Here is an 18,982-nt window from a genome sequence, read left to right as displayed (position 1 = left end):
TCTTCCCATGATCAACGTGACCAATCGTACCAATATTAACATGCGGTTTTGTTCGTTCAAACTTGCTCTTCGCCATTGCTATTAATCTCTTGTTTTATTCCCTAATTTTTATTAGCACCTAGGGACAGTTCTGCAAAACCTAAGTCTGACCAGACTGTAAACAGCCCAATCACCACAACTCTTAGACGGAAAACCCCACCAAATCTATAAATGGAATATCCTCCATCATACCTATTTGCCCAATCATCAACAACCATTTGGAGCGGGTAGCGGGAATCGAACCCGCATATTCAGCTTGGAAGGCTGCTGCTCTACCATTGAGCTATACCCGCATGACCCACGTACTAACTCTCCTTCGATGAATGGTGGAGGGGGTTGGATTCGAACCAACGTAGCATACGCAACGGATTTACAGTCCGCCCCCTTTAACCACTCGGGCACCCCTCCATTACACCGATAAAGTCGCGCAATGAGACATCACGACAACCATCTTGAATACCCATTCAATTCAATCTGATTGCGAAGTGGTTATGACGATTACTATTGTATCTGTCAACAGAATAAATACAATTCTGTACAAATTTCCTGCTCATAATTTTAAATTATAGATTTTTTCTCTCTATTTTTCTTATTAACACGTTATAAAGAAGCTATGAAAGAAAAAACATCACAAAATTCTCATTATGCTCGTTTGCGTCGCCGATATCGCGATACAAAAGGCTCTCCTTCTCGATCTTTTACACACCCAAAGAAGAAAGCTGCTTCTTTACAGCAAGAGATCATCCATCTTTATGGCATTCATTCTGTTCAGGCTGCTTTAGAAAACCCAAAAAGAATTTTAAAATGTCTTTACGTTACACAAAATGCCTTAAAACGATTAAATATATCCGAATCAGATTATCCTTGCTCTGTTACATTATGCACCCCCAAATATCTTGATTCGCTTGTTGGAAATGAGGCTGTTCATCAAGGTATTGTTTTGGAAACTCTCCCCCTCAAACCATGCAAACTGTCGGAACTAACCAATACTGATCTGGTCATTGTCATGGATCAAATTACCGATCCACATAATGTTGGTGCTATTATGCGCTCTGCAGTTGCATTGAAAGCTAAAGCACTTATTACAACTTGCCGTCACTCTCCCCACGAAAGCGGTGTTCTTGCGAAAGCGGCATCTGGAGCTCTGGAAATGATTCATTATATTACCGTACGAAACCTTGCTGAAGCTCTTCAAGAACTTCATCAAACAGGTTTTACAAGCTTTGGTCTCGATTCAGAAGGTGACCAACCTCTAGAAACAGCATTAACAGGGAATAAAATTGCTCTTGTTTTAGGAGCAGAAGGTAAAGGTTTACGTAAAAAAACACGCGAAACCGTTTGCGCTTTAACACGCCTTGACATGCCTGGAAATATTAAATCATTAAATGTTTCAAATGCAGCAACAATAGCTCTTTATGTGGCACATCAATATCTTAGATTCTAGTTTTTAATTTTTTGTGAAACATCAAAAAAACCAACCAACAAAAAACCCGCAAAAAACCCGCCAATATGAGCTTCCCATGCTATTGAGATGCCATTTTCTTCAAACAAAATAGAAGAAATACCTATGATCAAATCAGTCGTCAGCCATACACTCATATAAACAAGAACCCCCTTAGAACACAGAGCTTTTTTGACAGATAATAAAGATCCCAAAAGTTTTTCGTTCTGCACATTGACAGCTAGATTACCACTAGGAAAACCGTAACGTGCAATAGCCCCCATCATTCCAGATACGGCACCTGACGCCCCAATAAGTGATATGGTACTTTCTTGATGAAATGTAAAATAAGTCAAAACAGAAATAACTGCCGTTAACACCCAAAAAATTAAAAAACGTAAAACACCAAAATGCCTTGCTAAAGGAGAGCCGAAAACCAAAAGCCAAACCATATTAAGAGCAACATGTTTAAAACTACTATGCATAAATGAATAACTCACCATGGTATAACAAAATGCTACAGGATCCCTCTTAAACAATGCTGGTATAAATGAAAAAAACTCAAGGCTTTCAACATAAACCTGATGAGAAAAAAAATACTGAGAAATGCAATAAAGACAAAAACAAAATGCTATCAAAACAACTATAATAAATGGAACATTCAATAAGGGTTCTTTAGGTTGTTTCGGCAATCGGGAAACATCATTATGTTGGTGACTAGAAACTTTCATTGTATGAAATCTCGTATTTTTTAGAAAATGGGTTATTCTTTATACAAAATAAATATACCATTCCCAGTGATGCAGAATCTTCTCAACGCCTCTTCGAAGCCCTTTTTTAAATTTTCAATAGCTCTACATGAAAACACGTGTATTTTATACAAAAGATTTTAAAAAGCATGGATATCAAGAATATGATTTACAAACTTAGTGGTATCCTGCTTACTTAAATGTGAAGTTACCATGCAATATACAAGAACTTACGAATAGACAAACTCACTTATGAGGTGGTGTATAATAAAAATATATAAACATTATTTTCTTACTAGAAATATATTGATTATTGCATTTTTTAACCAAGCTATACTTCGATTGATAAACTTTAAAGAATCTTAAATCTCAATTTTTCCATTAATATGTCCTGCATTGCTTCTACGCTTTGAACGAAAAACGACATCTCTATGAGAAAAAATACCAATACAGCGTTCTCTAGATATACTAATTGGTGTTTCATGATGAATTACTTACTTGATAGTCTGTTTCCTTCATACATGCAAAAGCGTCAGTTCATCTCTTTAACAAATATAAACAAGCCTTTCATTTCAACCTTTAACAGATATAATTCAAGAACTGTCTCTTATGAAACACTGAAAAAATATGTTGATTCTAATGATGCATCTTTGAATTTAAACAGTTCATGACAGAATTTTTTATTCCTTTCTTAGACAGTCTTATTGATACATCCGCCACTTGTAACGTGCAAGAGAATAGTCCGGATTAATTCAATATAAAAAATTTAAATGAGGCAATCATAGGAATTTGAACCTTCCTATTAAGTTGCAAAATGATAAAGGACCATTATAAACCAATGAATTATAAATAGATAACACACTAATTATTGAAGAGGACGATCTTGAGAATTCTGTTTGCAATCCTTTAACCACACATCATAAATAGGATGCTCAACAGCGTTCAAACCAGGACTATCTGCAAACATCCATCCTGTAAAAATACGCCGTATTTTTTTATCTAATGTTACTTCATTGACTTCAATAAAACCAGTTGTACGCGTGGGTTCATCTTTAGAGCTCGTATAACACGCACGTGGTGTTACCTGTAATGCGCCGTACTGATAAATTTTACCAAGAGTAACTTCAAAACGTGTGGTCCGTCCCGTGATTTTGTCAAGACCTGCAAAAACAGCAATTCCATTGCTAATACGCTCAGCCCGCACCCCATTATTTAAGGATAAAAACACTAAAATTCCCATAAAAAAAATATATATAAAATGCCTCACCCCTAACAATAAAAAAAATCTCATCATATCAAAATCAATCGCACCTTAAAAAATAATTCTTTTCATAACATAGAGTCAAATAAGACAAAAATACACACGCACATTAAAACATGTTATTTTTTAGGTGACCACGCATCATAATCTTCATGCACACAAGAACGCTCTCCATTGGAGGTGATAGCCCCCTTTGGTCGATAGCTCTCACTTGTTCCTGTCATATTTGCAACATGAGGCTTTTCCCATTCATAAGGATGATAATCCTCTTGTGTTGGTGGACACTCACAGCGATGATGAATCCAGCCGTGCCAACCTGGTGGAATAGTAGAGGCCTCAGAATAGTCTTTATAGATAACCCAACGGTGCGGATAACCATCCTTATGAAGTCCTCCTTCATAATATATATTTCCAAATTGATCTTCCCCTATCCGCTTACCTTTGCGCCATGTGAAAAAACGCGTACCAATGGTATTGCCATTCCACCATGTGAAGATTTGCTTAAAAAAACGAGCCATCTGCTATTCCATTCATTTAGTGCGTTCATGAAATTAATCGTTGGAATAAAATTATTAACGATTGAAATTATCGAAAAAGTTACTAGTAAATTCAACTACAATTCCAATTGATAGGTTAACGTACTATCCTTTAATTTCAAGAAGATATCATATGTATGGCTTCTTCTCCACCCCATAAAATTTAATCTATGCCAAGTTTCATCTTCACCAATTCATTAACAGCTTGGGGATTTGCCTTACCACCTGTTGCTTTCATTACCTGTCCAACAAACCAACCAGCTAAAGCAGGTTTGTGCTTTGCTTGCGCAACTTTATCAGAATTATTGGCAACGATCTTATCAACAGCTCTTTCAATAGCCTTTGTATCCGTTACCTGCTTCATATTTCGTTCTTCTACAATTTGGCGTGCATCTCCCCCCTCATTCCAAATAATCTCAAAAAGATCTTTGGCAATTTTTCCAGAAATAACTCCTTCTTTTATAAGATCAATAATGCTTCCCAATTGATTTGGCGATACTGGTGACTCTTCAATCTCACGATTATCTTTATTTAAAGCCCCTAAAAGGTCGTTAATCACCCAATTGGCAACTATTTTTCCATCACGCCCACGCGCTACTTCTTCAAAATAATCAGCAATAGCCTTTTCTGTCACAAGAATGGAAGCATCATACACTGTCAATCCCATTTCCTTAACAAAACGTGCTTTTATAGCGTCAGGCAACTCTGGTAAGTCTGCTGCCAAAGCATCCACAAATGCTTGATCAAATTCTAACGGTAAAAGATCAGGATCAGGAAAATAACGATAGTCATGCGCTTCTTCCTTTGAGCGCATAGAGCGCGTTTCACCTTTAGCGGCATCAAAAAGCCGAGTCTCTTGATCTATGACGCCTCCATCTTCTAAAATTGCAATCTGACGACGCGCTTCATATTCAATTGCTTGACCAATAAAGCGAATAGAATTAACGTTTTTAATTTCACAGCGCGTTCCAAAACCTTCACCAGGACGACGAACAGATACATTGACATCTGCACGCATAGAACCTTCATCCATATTGCCATCGCAAGTACCCAAATAACGAACAATCGTACGCAATTTTGTCATATAGGCTTTAGCTTCATCTGATGAGCGCATATCAGGCTTGGAAACAATTTCCATAAGAGCAACACCAGAACGATTAAGATCTACAAAAGACATCGTTGGATGTTGATCGTGCATCGATTTTCCAGCATCCTGTTCAAGGTGCAACCTCTCAATTCCCACTTCAATATCCTCAAATTGTCCATTCGAATCTGGACCAACAGATATAATAATCTTTCCCTCTCCTACAATGGGATAGCGAAATTGAGAAATCTGATACCCCTGCGGTAAATCTGGATAAAAATAGTTTTTGCGATCAAAAACAGATTTTAAATTAATATGCGCCTTTAATCCTAACCCCGTTCGAACCGCTTGACGAACACATTCTTGATTAAGAACAGGCAACATACCTGGCATGGCTGCATCAATAAGTGATACATGATTGTTCGGCTCTGCACCAAATTTGGTTGATGCTCCTGAAAAAAGTTTCGAATTTGATATGATTTGCGCATGAACTTCCATGCCAATGATGACTTCCCAATCACCTGTAACTCCAGAAATAAAACGCTTAGAATCAGGAGTACGCGTATCAATGATGCTCATTGCCAATCCACTACCAATTTTTTAAAATTCACTCATGGCTTATCTAAAACCATTCTCTCAGTGCAATCCTAGGATATAAATCTTACAACACAAGCCCTATTTTATCGGGCTTGTGTTGTTTGCATAAATATTAAGCTTTTTTAGGAGCCTTTTTCTTAGCTGTTTTTTTCTCTGTAGACGTTTCTTTCACTGCAGACTTTTTCTTTGCCGGCTTTTCTTCAGGGACATCTGATTCGTCATATTCTTTCATCAACTCTTCAACCGTCACTTCTTTATCTGTGACTTTTATCTGTGCTAATAAATGATCAATGACCTTTTCTTCAAAAATCGGAGCACGTAGATTTTCAACAGCTTCCGGAGTCTTACGGAAAAAATCCATAATCTCTTTCTCTTGTCCAGGATACTGGCGAACCTGATCAAAAACGGCTGCTTTTAGCTCATCTTCACTAACTTTAACACCAACCTTCATTCCAATTTCAGAAAGCACCAAACCAAGACGAACACGACGCTGCGCAAGGACACGATATTCCTCCCGTGCCTTTTCTTCTGTAATACCTTCATCTTCAAAACTGCGCCCAGCCTTTTTCAAATCATCATTAACCTGAGCCCATATATTGTTAAACTCAACCTCTAAAAGTTCTTCAGGAATCTCAAAATTATAATCAGCATCTAAAGCATCAAGAATTTGACGCTTAACTTTTTGACGTGTCACTGAACCATATTGGCTTTCAATCTGCCCACGAACGACCTCACGTAAGCGATCTAGAGACTCTAAACCAACTTTTTGCGCTGCTTCATCATCAATTTTTAATTCATCTGGTTTAAAGACAGCTTTGACAGTAATGTCAAACTCTGCTTCCCGTCCCGCCAAATGTGCCGCACTGTAATTATCAGGAAATTTAACAAAAATCGTTTTTACATCCCCAGCTTTCACACCAACCAATTGCTCTTCAAAACCAGGAATAAATTGTTTTGACCCAAGAATCAGTTGTGCATCACTATCTGCCCCGCCTTCAAATGGAATGCCTTCAAGCTTACCTTGATAATCTATAGTAATACGATCACCTTCTTCAGAATTCCCCTCTTTTAGGGAATAATTACGCGTAGAAGAAAGGACGCGATTGACTTGATCATCAATATCCTGTTCAGGAATAGTTGCAATTTCACGGATAACCTTAATATGTTCAAAATCTTTAATGTCAATTTTTGGTAAAACTTCATACTTTAAACTAAAAGTAAAATCAGCTTTGCCATCTAGAATTTTTTCATCTTCATCTATATCAATTTTTGGCTGCATCGCTGCACGTTCATTGCGGTCTGCTAAAATAGAACGGGGTGCATCACTGAGTATCTCATTGAGAATCTCAGCCATAAAGGATTTACCATACATTTTTCGCAAATGCCCACTAGGCACTTTACCGGGACGAAAACCATTAAGCTTGATTTTTCCCTTGGTATCATCCAATCGTTCATTCAACTTTTCTTCTAAATCTTTCGCTGGAACCACGATCTTAATTTCGCGCTTCAGTCCTTCATTAAGCGTCTCGGTAACCTGCATTAAACACCTTCATTTTTCTAAGGAGAGGGATCAACCCACTCTAATAATCATTACATTCTAACACTTCGAGTGTTACATTTACCATGAAGCGGAATTTCAGACACGTAGAAATCCGTAGCACTTAAGGGATTGCTTTGGTGCGGATGGAGGGACTCGAACCCCCACGGTCTCCCGCCAGAACCTAAATCTGGTGCGTCTACCAATTTCGCCACATCCGCTCAAACTTACAAGCTAATAACCTTATACAAGCGGCGTTTCTATACCATTAATTACAGAAAAAAAGCAAACAAATATATAAAAAAAACAAAATCTATGCTTTTCATACATAACTGCTTACGCTAAAAGTCAATTATGTTAAAGACATTTGATATCCCAATTCATATCATCGGTGGCGGTCTTGCGGGGTGTGAAGCAAGCTGGCAAATCGCTCAGTCAGGAATTTCTGTTGTTTTGCATGAAATGCGACCCGAAAAAAAATCAGATGCCCATAAAACCGATAAATTGGCAGAACTGGTTTGTTCAAATTCGTTTCGTTGCGATGATTCATTAACAAATGCCGTAGGGCTTTTACATGCTGAAATGCGATTAGCAAAATCGTTAATTATGAAAGCTGCTGATGCCAACAAAGTTCCCGCAGGTAGTGCTCTTGCTGTTGACCGTGATGGATTTTCAAAAACCGTTACGACAGCACTTGAAAATCACCCTCTTATAACAATCAAACGTGAAGAAGTTCAAGAAATTCCTAAAGCTTGGAAACATGTTGTCATTGCAACAGGACCCCTTACATCGCCTGCACTTGCTCAAAAATTACAAGCAATAACCGGTATAAAAGCTCTTTCTTTTTTTGATGCAATTGCGCCTATTATCTATACCGACAGTATTGATATCAACATTTGTTGGTATCAGTCTCGCTATGATAAAATTGGTCCTGAGGGAACAGGAAAAGATTATCTTAATTGTCCCCTCAACAAAGAACAATATGAAACATTCGTTGAAGAGTTAAAAAATGCTGAAAAAACAGAGTTTCGTGACTTTGAAAAAACGCCCTATTTTGATGGATGCCTCCCCATTGAAATTATGGCTGAGCGCGGACTTGAAACGTTAAGACATGGTCCTATGAAACCTATGGGCTTAACTAATGCCCATAACCCTACAGTTAAACCCTATGCTGTCGTTCAATTACGCCAAGATAATAAACTTGGAACGCTTTATAATATGGTCGGCTTTCAAACAAAACTGAAATATGGTGAACAAATTCGTATTTTTAGAATGATTCCAGGTCTTGAAAAAGCAGAGTTTGCGCGTCTTGGTGGTCTTCACCGCAATACCTACCTCAACTCGCCAATTATTCTTGATCAAACCCTTCGTTTAAAACAAAAAAAACAACTACGCTTTGCAGGGCAAATTACCGGATGTGAAGGTTATGTAGAATCAGCGGCAATAGGGCTTCTTGCTGGACGTTTTGCTGCTGCCGAATATCATCATATTTCCCCTTGCCTACCCCCACAAACTACAGCATTCGGAGCCCTTTTGAATCATATTACAGGGGGACACATCATAGATGAAAAAGCAGAAACACAATCTTTTCAGCCAATGAATATCAATTTCGGACTCTTTCCGCCTATTGCTTCTATTAAACATTCAGGAAAACGCTTACCAAGTAAAGAAAAAAAATTAGTAAAAAAACAAGCCATAACAGCGAGAGCTCTCAATGATTGTACTCAGTGGTTAGCAAATAAAGAATCAAAGAGCTCCTGTTTATAAAAAACATACGATTCGCCTCTCTCCTACTGAATAGATCTTTATGACTCTCGTGAAAAAATCATTCTAAAGCCTTTTAAAGACTGTCTCCCCCAATCAATAAATACTACCCTACGTTTCATCATTTATTCAATTATGTAGATGCTGTAAAATAACTTTTGGCTATAAAAAAACTTTACCGCTATCAACAATTTAATATGATTTAATGACTAAAAACAAAATAATTATATAAATATATTATGAATAATCAAAATAAATAAATGGAAAATACACAAGTAATACTGTACTATCTTTATTAATAGTTTTTATATTACGTAATGTATATTATTTTATAAGAGTAATTTTTCTGTTTTGTAACTTCCTCCCTCAAAATTTGTGATGTTCTCTCATTTTAACTCTTGTATGATGAAGGAAAAATACTTGCTTGCATATCACAAGTGAAATAAAGATATGGAAAAAATATTTGTAGGATAGAGCTGGAGCTATCTCTCCCCTCTCAAATGCCAAGAAAAATCCCAATATTGAAAGCGAAATCTGAATATCATAAGATTCTTTTATTTCAGGATTTTATAATAAATCAATAAAATTATTCTCTTGGTGCGTCACAAGAAAGGTTGGCGTATAAGAGTAAAAGAATAAAACTATCCCTTATGCACTCGTCTCAGATATCTGGGGCTAGTCGCAACATTATAGGAACTGAGAAAAATAGATAGCACGGTGGCACCAACATGCGCTTTTATTAAGCGTAAATGGTGATATATAATAACTTTTATGGACTTTACAGAGTTTTCCGCTTCATATTATTTACGGATCTTGTTTTGAAATAAATACCGTAACACTTCAGCGTAATAAAAGTTAATATTACATTTTATAAGCCATACCCGCGCTCAATTAATACAGTGCAATATTTTATTGAAAAGACTAAAAACAATATATTTCCAGCAATACATGAAAATAAAAAGCATCGCAAGGATCTCAAAGTTTTATGTGAAAAACAAGCATAACACATGTGTTAAAAAAACCCGTTTATAAATAAATCGGGTTTTTTTAATGTAGCTTAAATTATTTTTTATTAACTGCTTCTTTAAGGCTTTTTCCTGCAGAAAATTTGGGTACAGAACGTGCTGGAATATCGATTTCAGCACCAGTTGAAGGATTACGCCCCTTTGTTGCAGCACGATGAGAAACTTCAAAAGTGCCAAAACCTGGAAGACGAACATCTCCCCCTGAAGCCAAAGCTTCTGTTACAGAAGCCATAAAAGCATCAACAACAACACCAGCTTGCGCTTTCGAAACACCTGCCTTTTCAGCAACGGAGCTAACGAATTCACTTTTATTCATAAAATATTTCCTTTCCCTATATTACCTGAACATGACTTAATCATGTTATTGGTCAGTTTATTGAAAAGTACAGCAAACAGAAGTCTTATTTTTATCCAAAACATTGTTTTTTTAGCAATAATCACAGTTATTCACGGAATTTTTCACTTTTTCCAACAAAAAACAGAATAATAACCTCAACAACACCTTCTACCACCTAAAAAATGCCGTTATAAATGAGATAAGTGAATCAGTGCGCAATCTGTATTCCTTCACTATCACTGCTCTCTGACCGGATTGGCACAGCTCCTGTAGAGGGTTCTTTCCATTCAATAGTGTCTGGAAAACGAACCAAAGCGTGTTTCAAAACTTCACTCACATGATTTACTGGAATAATTTCCATATTATTTTTGACATCATCAGGAATATCAACCAAATCTTTTGCATTTTCTTCAGGAATAAGTACTTTTTTTATCCCTCCTCGAAGAGCTGCTAAGAGTTTTTCTTTTAATCCACCAATGGGTAAAACGCGTCCACGTAAAGTAATTTCACCAGTCATTGCAATATCTTTATGCACAGCTACTCCTGTAAGGACCGAAACAATTGCTGTCACCATTGCAATCCCAGCCGATGGGCCATCTTTTGGTGTCGCACCCTCTGGAACATGAACATGGATATCGCGTTTTTCAAAAAGTGGAGGTTCAATACCAAAATCAACAGCACGAGAACGTACATAAGATGCTGCCGCTGAAATGGACTCTTTCATAATATCACGTAAATTTCCAGTTACAGTCATCTTCCCTTTGCCGGGCATCATAACTCCTTCAATGGTTAATAACTCTCCACCGACTTCTGTCCACGCAAGACCTGTTACAACACCAATTTGATTTTCTCCTTCAATCTGATTGTAATGATAACGTTTAACACCCAAGAAATCATGAATATTACTTTCTGTAACTTTTACAGATTTTTGATGTGTTTTGAGAATTTTTGTAACGGATTTGCGGGAAATTTTCATGAGTTCACGTTCAAGGTTACGAACGCCTGCCTCACGTGTATAAAACTGAATAATTGACCTTAGTGCTCCATCAGAAATACTGAGTTCTTTTTTAGATAAACAGTGATCTTTTAGTGCCTTTGGTAAAAGATGCTGTTTAACAATTTCCATTTTCTCACATTCAGTATAACCAGCGATACGAATAATTTCCATACGATCCATTAACGGACCTGGAATATTAAGTGTATTGGCAGTTGTGATAAACATGACATCAGAAAGATCATATTCAACTTCCAAATAGTGATCAATGAATGTACCATTTTGTTCAGGATCAAGAACTTCTAATAAAGCGGATGAAGGATCGCCACGAAAATCTTGGCCCATTTTATCAATTTCATCAAGCAAGAAAAGCGGATTAGATTTTTTTGCTTTTTTCATAGACTGGATAATTTTTCCAGGCATCGAGCCAATATATGTTCGGCGATGTCCACGAATTTCTGCTTCATCTCGGACACCTCCCAATGAGATACGAACATACTCACGTCCCGTTGCCTTTGCAATAGAGCGCGCTAATGATGTTTTCCCTACACCTGGAGGACCTAACAAACAAATAATGGGACCTTTTATCTTTGACGCGCGACTTTGTACGGCCAAATATTCAATAATTCGCTCCTTAACTTTTTCAAGACCAAAATGTTCATTATTCATGACCTTTTCAGCAAAATCTAAATTGTTTTTAATCTTAGATTTTTTACCCCAAGGCATTGCTAATAACCAATCAAGATAGTTACGTACAACTGTCGCTTCTGCAGACATAGGAGACATATTCCGTAATTTTCTCAATTCTGCTCCAGCTTTCTCCTGTGCTTCCTTGGATAGTTTTGTATTCTTGATACGTTCTTCTAATTCAGAGAGTTCATCTCGGCTATCATCACCTGCTCCTAACTCTTTTTGAATAGCCTTCATCTGCTCATTGAGATAATATTCTCGTTGGTTTTTTTCCATTTGCCGTTTAACATGCGAACGAATACGTTTTTCAACCTGCAAAACAGAAATTTCTCCTTCCATGAAGGACAAAACACGTTCAAGACGGGCCCGCACAGGTAAGAGCTCTAATATTTCCTGTTTTTCTGCCAGTTTAATCATCAAATGAGAAGCAATCGTATCGGCAAGCTTAGAAGGATTATCAAGCTGGCCAATCGCATTCACAACTTCAGGAGAGATTTTTTTATTAAGCTTTACATAGTTTTCAAAATAAGTAATCACTGACCTTGAAAGAGCTTCAATCTCAACATCACTCTCTCTAGGTTCTTCTGTAACAGTTGCAAAAGCCTGATGATAACCTTCACTTAAAGCAAATTGACTAATTTTTGCACGTGCAGTTCCTTCAACCAAAACCTTTACAGTACCATCAGGAAGCTTTAAAAGTTGAAGAATATTAGCAAATGTACCAATATGATAAATATCCTCTGATTTTGGATCGTCATCAGAAGCATTTTTTTGTGTCACCAATAGTATTTGCTTATCAACCGCCATCGTTTCTTCAAGAGCACGAATTGATTTTTCGCGGCCCACAAAAAGTGGAACAATCATATGGGGGAAGACAACAATATCACGAAGAGGTAAAACAGCATAAACCCCATCTCTTACTTCATCTGTCTTTTCATCAATATATTGCATAACTCTCCTTTCTGGAGCCTATGAGCTATCTACAACAATTAGCCCACCTTTAGAAAATCTCAGCTCTTCACTGTACATGAAGTGGTAATTACTCATACATAAATCAAGCATTATAATGATATTATTAGAAACACCTATCAAATACCGTTCACTACCACCTTTTATATTGTGCATCGCACAATGTCATGCTGATACATTTTCTTTATCTTCTGCACGTTCTGAGTAAATATAAAGAGGACGCGCTTTACCATCAACGACATCACTCGAAATAACCACTTTTTGAACGCCTTCAAGAGCCGGTAGCTCAAACATCGTCTCAAGAAGGATCTTCTCCATAATAGAACGTAAACCACGAGCACCAGTTTTACGTTCAATTGCTTTCTTTGCAATAACACGTAAAGCATCTTCATGAAATGCTAACTCAACATTCTCCATTTCAAAAAGACGCTGATATTGCTTTACTAACGCATTTTTAGGTTGGGATAAAATTTGCATGAGGGCGTTAACATCTAAATCCTCTAAGGTAGCGACTATAGGAAGCCGCCCAATAAATTCTGGTATTAAACCAAATTTAATAAGATCTTCAGGCTCTAAATCACGAAAAATTTCACCGACACAACGCTCATCCGGAGCCTTAACAGTCGCAGAAAAACCAATAGAAGTTTTTTCACCACGCCCTGAAATAATCCGTTCTAAACCTGCAAAAGCTCCCCCACAAATGAATAAGATGTTTGTGGTGTCAACCTGAAGAAACTCTTGTTGCGGATGCTTACGTCCACCTTGAGGAGGAACAGAAGCAATCGTTCCTTCCATAATTTTTAATAATGCTTGCTGAACTCCTTCCCCCGAAACATCTCTTGTAATAGAAGGATTGTCTGCTTTACGAGAAATCTTATCAACCTCATCAATATAAACAATACCACGCTGCGCACGTTCAACATTATAATCTGCTGCTTGAAGAAGCTTCAAAATAATATTTTCAACATCTTCTCCCACATAACCCGCTTCAGTCAAAGTGGTCGCATCCGCCATCGTAAAAGGCACATCAATAATACGTGCTAATGTTTGTGCAAGATAAGTTTTACCACAACCCGTTGGACCAACAAGAAGAATATTTGATTTAGCCAACTCAATATCATTGCTTTTAGACTGATGCGCCAACCGTTTATAATGATTATGAACAGCAACAGAAAGAACACGCTTTGCATGCTGCTGACCAATAACATAGTCATCAAGAACTGTTATAATTTCCTGTGGCGTAGGAACACCATCACGCACCTTAACCCCAGAAGACTTATTTTCTTCCCGAATAATATCCATGCAAAGCTCTACACATTCATCACAGATAAATACAGTAGGCCCCGCAATGAGCTTACGCACCTCATGCTGACTCTTGCCGCAGAACGAGCAATAGAGAGTATTTTTTGATTCGTTCCCGCTATTGCTAATTTTGCTCATTTTTCTTTCCTTTCACCACAATATATGAACACTTTGCCTTTTCAAAGGAAGCCTTTCATCATGAAAACTAAAAGACATATAGAAAACCATGCATGTCTCAATACTTTTAGGTGTTTCTCTTATTTTGCGATATTTTTTATAAAACTCTTGATTTAAAGTAGCTGTTTTTTCTATAAAAATTCTTAATCTTTTTCTTCTTTTTCAGTTTCTGCACGGTATTGTATAACATCATCAACTAAGCCAAACGCTTTGGCTTCTTCTGCTGTCATAAAATGATCGCGATCGAGAGTTCTCTCTATAACCTCATAATCTTGACTCGTATGTTGAACATAAATTTCATTTAAACGCCGTTTCATCTTTATAATATCTTGCGCATGTCGCTCAATATCTGAAGCTTGACCTTGAAAACCACCAGATGGTTGATGCACCATAATACGTGCGTTTGGCAATGTAAAACGATGACCTTTTGCTCCAGCCGTTAACAATAAAGACCCCATAGATGCCGCTTGCCCCATGCAAAGCGTAGAAACAGGAGGGCGAATAAACTGCATAGTATCATAAATAGCCATACCAGATGTTACGACTCCACCTGGAGAATTAATATAAAGACTAATTTCTTTTTTAGGATTTTCCGCTTCCAAGAAAAGCAATTGTGCACAAACAAGCATTGCCATACCATCTTCAACAGGACCATTAATAAAAATAATCCGCTCCTTTAAAAGACGGGAAAAAATATCATAGGCCCGCTCACCACGATTGGTTTGTTCAATAACCATAGGAACAAGGCTTAATGCTGTTTTCATTGGATCACTCATATTTTTACTTTCCGTTCATATAACAACCGCTCTTTACACATTCAATGTTTTTATCCATATGTTAACATTACTCTCTTGTGCAAGCTACAATCAAGAGATTGTATAAGATAGATTAAAATCTCAATAGTTAAAATAGCAATAATAACTCTACCTAAACAAATGATGAACATCCAGAATGCGAGATACCGCCCAATGGTAAAAACTTCCTTCCTGAGGTCTTTTCGTAGTCTTTGTCTTTCTGTGAATATGAAAGCCTATCAAGCGTGAATCTGTAAGCGGCTTTACACCAAAAGCTGGTTCAAAAATACGTTCAGTTTTTCGCCCAGTCCAATAATAAAAAGTTTCCTTTTCCTTTGCTTCATGAAAAAAACCATATCGTTTTGCTAATCGTGAAATACCATCATTGCCAAATATTGTAACGCCAAGATTTCCCGGTAAAATCGGCATTTTTTCCTCTTTAACCAGAACGGTCTCCAAACACGACGCTTAAACCCAAGCCAATGAGGAATAATTTCTGTGCCAGCCCAATAATCCTCAAATATTTTTATAATAGGGTTATTGGGCGGAAAATAAAGTGCAGAAACGCCTACTCTTGTATTATTTTTCTTGCCAACCAAACCTTATCCGCATCTGGATGAAATTGTTTAACAAGGTAAACATCTGTATCTAACCAAACACCTTGTTGATATTTCATCAGCATAACACGAAAAAAATCCGAGAACTGAACAATTGTACACCCTAGTTTATCATCAGAAAAATCGGGATCAAGGCGATAAATTGCTGAGCGTGGTAAAATTGATTCGGCTTCATGCAGCTCAACACCAGCAGGGAGATTATCTATTTTTTATCATAACTAAAAAGCTTAACGCGCTGTCCAGTTTTAACCATTGAGGACAAACAAAGCCTATCTACCAATCTTAATTGTCCACTATACCAAAAAGTACAAATATCCATAGATAATATATCAAAAATATTCTAAACTTACGCGAAAGAGTTGTTCAACATCACGAACCCTATCAGCAAGAGCAAAAATCACTATTCTATCACCAGACAAAATGCGCGTATCTGCCGAAAGCTGTATTATTGTCTTATTGCGATAAATTGCACCAATTCTCAAACCATCTGATAAATTGAGCTCTGATAATGACTTACCAACCAATGAAGATGTTTGCATCACTTCAGCTTCAATAATTTCTGCTCGGCCATTAAAAACTGAATGAACAGAACGAATACGCCCACGGCGCATTTGTTGCAAAATTCTCGATATTGTAACGCTATGGGGATTAAGATATGCATCCACACCAACAGCACGACTAAATTCTTGATAGGCAACATTATTAATCAATACCATATTGGCTTTGCAGCCCAATCTTTTAGCAATAATAGCGCTTAAGAGATTAACCTGATCTTGATTGGTCAATGTAATCATTAAATCGGACTGATCAATTCCCGCATCTTGAAGAATCACTGGATCTAACACGTTACCGTATAAAACTGTTGTTTTTTCAAGCTGATCAGCAATTGTGAGGGCTCTTTCTCTATGCGCTTCTATAATCTTCAATTTTAATTTATGGAAACGCTTTTCAATAGCCTGTGCAACATAAAGGCCAATGTGACCACCCCCTGCAATAATCATGCGGTGGGCATCTTGTTCTTTATGACCAAAAAGCCCAACAGCACGACGCATCTGTTCACGAGAAACAACAAGATAGGTTATATCACCAACGCGTAATTGCGTTTCTGAATGTGCAACCAATAATTCCGCGCCACGTTTAATAGCAGTAACCGTCGTATGAAGATCTGGAAAAAGCTCTGTTAATTGACGCAAAGGTGTATTAATAACTGGACAATCTTCCATGCATTCCAAAGCTAGTGCCACAATATCATCATTACAAAAATAAAGAACATCTATTGCACCAGGTAAAGCAATACGGCGCAAAACCATTTCCCCAACTTCAACTTCTGGCGAAATAACCACATCAATGGGAATATTCTCTCTGGAAAAAAGCGTCTTATAACGTGGTTCTAAATAAGATTGTGAGCGAATACGAGCAATTTTTGTGGGCACATTAAATAATGAATGTGCTACTTGGCAAGCTACCATATTAACTTCATCAAACAAAGTGACAGCAATCAACATATCAGCTTTGTCTGCATCTGCAGCCAAAAGAACTTCAGGCCGTGAACCGTGACCAACAAAACCTCTCACATCCAATGTATCGCGAATCTTTTCAATTAATCTCGTTTCAATATCAATAACAGTAACATCGTGATTTTCAGCAGCAAGACGCTCTGCTATCCCATAACCAACCTGTCCTGCTCCACAAATAATAATACGCATCGCTTTAAGAAACTCCAAGCGCTTTAAGTTTACGGTGCAAAGCTGAACGCTCCATGCCTATAAATTCAGCAGTACGTGATATATTTCCACCCAAACGCCCAATCTGCGCCACTAAATATCTCTTTTCAAATAATTCTCGAGCTTCACGTAACGGCAAATCCATTATACTTTCATCTGAATCCATTTGAAGACGTGGCAAAGAATCACTTACTTCACTGGGAAGAAAGTCCGCTGTTATAGGACCATCACCATCCCGCACAAGAATAAGAAGACGCTCAATATTATTACGTAATTGCCGCACATTACCCGGCCAAGCGTGCGTTTGCAAAATAGCAATCACATCATCACTGATTGCACGCGGTTTAATCCCAACCTGCTGTGATATTGTTTTTACAAAATGATGTACAAGTTCTGGAATATCTTCACGACGCGCTGAAAGGGGCGGAACAACAATAGGAACAACGGAAAGACGGTGAAAAAGATCCTCCCTAAAGCGCCCATCAGAAATGAGGTTTTCAAGATTTTGCGCTGTCGAAGAAATGATACGGACATCCACCTTAACACGTTTTGTGCCGCCAATTCTCTCAAATGTTTGCCCCGTTAAAACTCGAAGAATCTTCCCTTGAGTCTCACGCGGCATGTCAGCAATTTCATCAAGATATAAGATACCGCCATGAGCTTCCTCTAAGGCACCAATTTTACGCTCTCTTCCCTCCATTTCGCTGCCAAACAGCTCTATTTCCATTCTTTCTGGAGTAATCGTTGCAGCATTTATTGTAACAAATGGCCCATTCGAACGCGTTGAGAGCGCATGAATAGTTCGTGCAACAGTCTCTTTTCCTGCCCCTGAAGGACCTGTTATCATGATGCGACTATTGGTTGGTGCTACTTTTTCTATGATTTGACGCAAATTTTTTATAACTGTCGATTTTCCGAGCAACTCTAATGTCTCGTTCGAACGCTTTCGCAATTCTAAAAGCTCACGTTTTAAATTTGAATTTTCAAGTGTTCTCTCTGCAACCAATACAAGTCTATCAGCTTTAAAAGGTTTTTCAATGAAATCATATGCTCCTCGCTTTATAGCGGAAACAGCCGTCTCAATATTACCATGACCAGAGATCATAACGACCGGAAGAGCCGGATATTGTGTTTTAATTTCATCAAGCAGTGCTAAACCATCGAGACGACTACCCTGTAGCCAAATATCCAAAAAAATGAGCTTTGGAATACGCTCACTAATTTGAGCCAATGCTTCATCAGAGTTACAAGCAACACGCGTTTCATAACCTTCATCATCTAAAATACCAGCAACAAGCTCACGAATATCTGCTTCATCATCAACAATCAAGATATCTGATACCAT

Annotated in this window: 13 protein-coding genes, 3 tRNA genes and 2 pseudogenes; 2 read left to right on the top strand and 16 right to left on the bottom strand. The window is 37.6% G+C overall.

Annotated elements, in window-relative coordinates; genetic code table 11:
* The 3 genes and pseudogenes from ACFINZ_RS02415 to ACFINZ_RS02405 all read right to left on the bottom strand — a co-directional run.
* Positions 1-76 (bottom strand): annotated as a pseudogene (locus ACFINZ_RS02415) (elongation factor Tu); the annotation flags it as partial.
* A 182-nt stretch (positions 77-258) separates the two neighbouring features.
* Positions 259-332: transfer RNA gene (locus ACFINZ_RS02410), tRNA-Gly, on the bottom strand.
* A 31-nt stretch (positions 333-363) separates the two neighbouring features.
* A tRNA-Tyr gene (locus tag ACFINZ_RS02405) sits at positions 364-447 on the bottom strand.
* 205 nt (positions 448-652) lie between these two features.
* On the opposite strand from ACFINZ_RS02405, the gene ACFINZ_RS02400 reads away from it, so the two are divergent.
* Complete coding sequence (locus ACFINZ_RS02400; RefSeq protein WP_375633060.1) at positions 653-1,483, top strand: TrmH family RNA methyltransferase; 831 nt, start codon at positions 653-655, stop codon at positions 1,481-1,483.
* Here the strand turns inward: ACFINZ_RS02400 and ACFINZ_RS02395 are convergent.
* The 6 genes from ACFINZ_RS02395 to ACFINZ_RS02370 form a co-directional block, all read right to left on the bottom strand.
* Complete coding sequence (locus tag ACFINZ_RS02395; RefSeq protein WP_375633062.1) at positions 1,480-2,211, bottom strand: rhomboid family intramembrane serine protease; 732 nt, start codon at positions 2,209-2,211, stop codon at positions 1,480-1,482. The two genes, ACFINZ_RS02400 and ACFINZ_RS02395, sit on opposite strands and share 4 nt — an antisense overlap.
* Before the next feature lie 883 nt (positions 2,212-3,094).
* On the bottom strand, positions 3,095-3,520 hold the full coding sequence (locus ACFINZ_RS02390; protein ID WP_375633117.1) for a DUF2155 domain-containing protein: 426 nt from the start codon (positions 3,518-3,520) through the stop codon (positions 3,095-3,097).
* A gap of 89 nt (positions 3,521-3,609) precedes the next feature.
* Complete coding sequence (locus tag ACFINZ_RS02385) at positions 3,610-4,008, bottom strand: NADH:ubiquinone oxidoreductase subunit NDUFA12 (RefSeq protein ID WP_375633064.1); 399 nt, start codon at positions 4,006-4,008, stop codon at positions 3,610-3,612.
* A gap of 181 nt (positions 4,009-4,189) precedes the next feature.
* Positions 4,190-5,689: an Asp-tRNA(Asn)/Glu-tRNA(Gln) amidotransferase subunit GatB gene (gene gatB / locus ACFINZ_RS02380; protein ID WP_375642824.1), complete on the bottom strand. Its 1,500-nt coding sequence runs from the start codon at positions 5,687-5,689 to the stop codon at positions 4,190-4,192.
* Positions 5,690-5,819: 130 nt separating this feature from the next.
* Positions 5,820-7,247: a trigger factor gene (gene tig / locus ACFINZ_RS02375; protein WP_375701144.1), complete on the bottom strand. Its 1,428-nt coding sequence runs from the start codon at positions 7,245-7,247 to the stop codon at positions 5,820-5,822.
* A gap of 135 nt (positions 7,248-7,382) precedes the next feature.
* A tRNA-Leu gene (locus tag ACFINZ_RS02370) sits at positions 7,383-7,465 on the bottom strand.
* A 133-nt stretch (positions 7,466-7,598) separates the two neighbouring features.
* Between ACFINZ_RS02370 and trmFO the strand changes: the two genes are divergently transcribed.
* Positions 7,599-9,011, top strand: a complete 1,413-nt coding sequence (gene trmFO, locus ACFINZ_RS02365; protein ID WP_375701143.1) for a methylenetetrahydrofolate--tRNA-(uracil(54)-C(5))-methyltransferase (FADH(2)-oxidizing) TrmFO — start codon at positions 7,599-7,601, stop codon at positions 9,009-9,011.
* Positions 9,012-10,070: 1,059 nt separating this feature from the next.
* On the opposite strand, the gene ACFINZ_RS02360 is transcribed toward trmFO, so the two are convergent.
* The 7 genes and pseudogenes from ACFINZ_RS02360 to ACFINZ_RS02330 all read right to left on the bottom strand — a co-directional run bounded on the left by ACFINZ_RS02360 (position 10,071) and on the right by ACFINZ_RS02330 (position 18,982).
* Positions 10,071-10,349 carry an HU family DNA-binding protein gene (locus tag ACFINZ_RS02360; RefSeq protein WP_375617702.1) on the bottom strand — a complete coding sequence of 93 codons (279 nt, stop codon included), beginning with the start codon at positions 10,347-10,349 and terminating at the stop codon, positions 10,071-10,073.
* Positions 10,350-10,578: 229 nt separating this feature from the next.
* Positions 10,579-13,005: an endopeptidase La gene (gene lon / locus ACFINZ_RS02355; RefSeq protein WP_375679134.1), complete on the bottom strand. Its 2,427-nt coding sequence runs from the start codon at positions 13,003-13,005 to the stop codon at positions 10,579-10,581.
* Between the two features lie 183 nt (positions 13,006-13,188).
* The gene (gene clpX / locus ACFINZ_RS02350; RefSeq protein WP_273723371.1) at positions 13,189-14,463 is read right to left on the bottom strand and encodes an ATP-dependent Clp protease ATP-binding subunit ClpX; all 1,275 of its coding nucleotides are present in this window, start codon (positions 14,461-14,463) and stop codon (positions 13,189-13,191) included.
* Positions 14,464-14,645: 182 nt separating this feature from the next.
* The gene (gene clpP, locus ACFINZ_RS02345; protein ID WP_375611281.1) at positions 14,646-15,278 is read right to left on the bottom strand and encodes an ATP-dependent Clp endopeptidase proteolytic subunit ClpP; all 633 of its coding nucleotides are present in this window, start codon (positions 15,276-15,278) and stop codon (positions 14,646-14,648) included.
* Between the two features lie 147 nt (positions 15,279-15,425).
* Positions 15,426-16,232 (bottom strand): annotated as a pseudogene (locus ACFINZ_RS02340) (hypothetical protein).
* A 10-nt stretch (positions 16,233-16,242) separates the two neighbouring features.
* Positions 16,243-17,619, bottom strand: a complete 1,377-nt coding sequence (gene trkA / locus ACFINZ_RS02335) for a Trk system potassium transporter TrkA (RefSeq protein ID WP_375611279.1) — start codon at positions 17,617-17,619, stop codon at positions 16,243-16,245.
* A 4-nt stretch (positions 17,620-17,623) separates the two neighbouring features.
* On the bottom strand, positions 17,624-18,982 hold the full coding sequence (locus tag ACFINZ_RS02330) for a sigma-54-dependent transcriptional regulator (RefSeq protein WP_375617700.1): 1,359 nt from the start codon (positions 18,980-18,982) through the stop codon (positions 17,624-17,626).

Origin of the sequence: Bartonella sp. AA81SXKL, from assembly GCF_042196945.1 — a bacterium.
Lineage (GTDB): Bacteria > Pseudomonadota > Alphaproteobacteria > Rhizobiales > Rhizobiaceae > Bartonella.
This window is presented reverse-complemented; position numbering and strand designations above follow the sequence as displayed.

Bases quoted from the DNA above. Each gene is read 5' to 3' on its own strand.
- trkA (WP_375611279.1), bottom strand. From the start codon at position 17,619: ATGCGTATTATTATTTGTGGAGCAGGACAGGTTGGTTATGGGATAGCA.
- tig (WP_375701144.1), bottom strand. From the start codon at position 7,247: ATGCAGGTTACCGAGACGCTTAATGAAGGACTGAAGCGCGAAATTAAG.
- ACFINZ_RS02400 (WP_375633060.1), top strand. From the start codon at position 653: ATGAAAGAAAAAACATCACAAAATTCTCATTATGCTCGTTTGCGTCGC.
- gatB (WP_375642824.1), bottom strand. From the start codon at position 5,689: ATGAGCATCATTGATACGCGTACTCCTGATTCTAAGCGTTTTATTTCT.
- ACFINZ_RS02360 (WP_375617702.1), bottom strand. From the start codon at position 10,349: ATGAATAAAAGTGAATTCGTTAGCTCCGTTGCTGAAAAGGCAGGTGTT.
- ACFINZ_RS02395 (WP_375633062.1), bottom strand. From the start codon at position 2,211: ATGAAAGTTTCTAGTCACCAACATAATGATGTTTCCCGATTGCCGAAA.
- trmFO (WP_375701143.1), top strand. From the start codon at position 7,599: ATGTTAAAGACATTTGATATCCCAATTCATATCATCGGTGGCGGTCTT.
- clpP (WP_375611281.1), bottom strand. From the start codon at position 15,278: ATGAGTGATCCAATGAAAACAGCATTAAGCCTTGTTCCTATGGTTATT.
- ACFINZ_RS02330 (WP_375617700.1), bottom strand. From the start codon at position 18,982: ATGGTATCAGATATCTTGATTGTTGATGATGAAGCAGATATTCGTGAG.
- ACFINZ_RS02390 (WP_375633117.1), bottom strand. From the start codon at position 3,520: ATGAGATTTTTTTTATTGTTAGGGGTGAGGCATTTTATATATATTTTT.
- clpX (WP_273723371.1), bottom strand. From the start codon at position 14,463: ATGAGCAAAATTAGCAATAGCGGGAACGAATCAAAAAATACTCTCTAT.
- ACFINZ_RS02385 (WP_375633064.1), bottom strand. From the start codon at position 4,008: ATGGCTCGTTTTTTTAAGCAAATCTTCACATGGTGGAATGGCAATACC.
- lon (WP_375679134.1), bottom strand. From the start codon at position 13,005: ATGCAATATATTGATGAAAAGACAGATGAAGTAAGAGATGGGGTTTAT.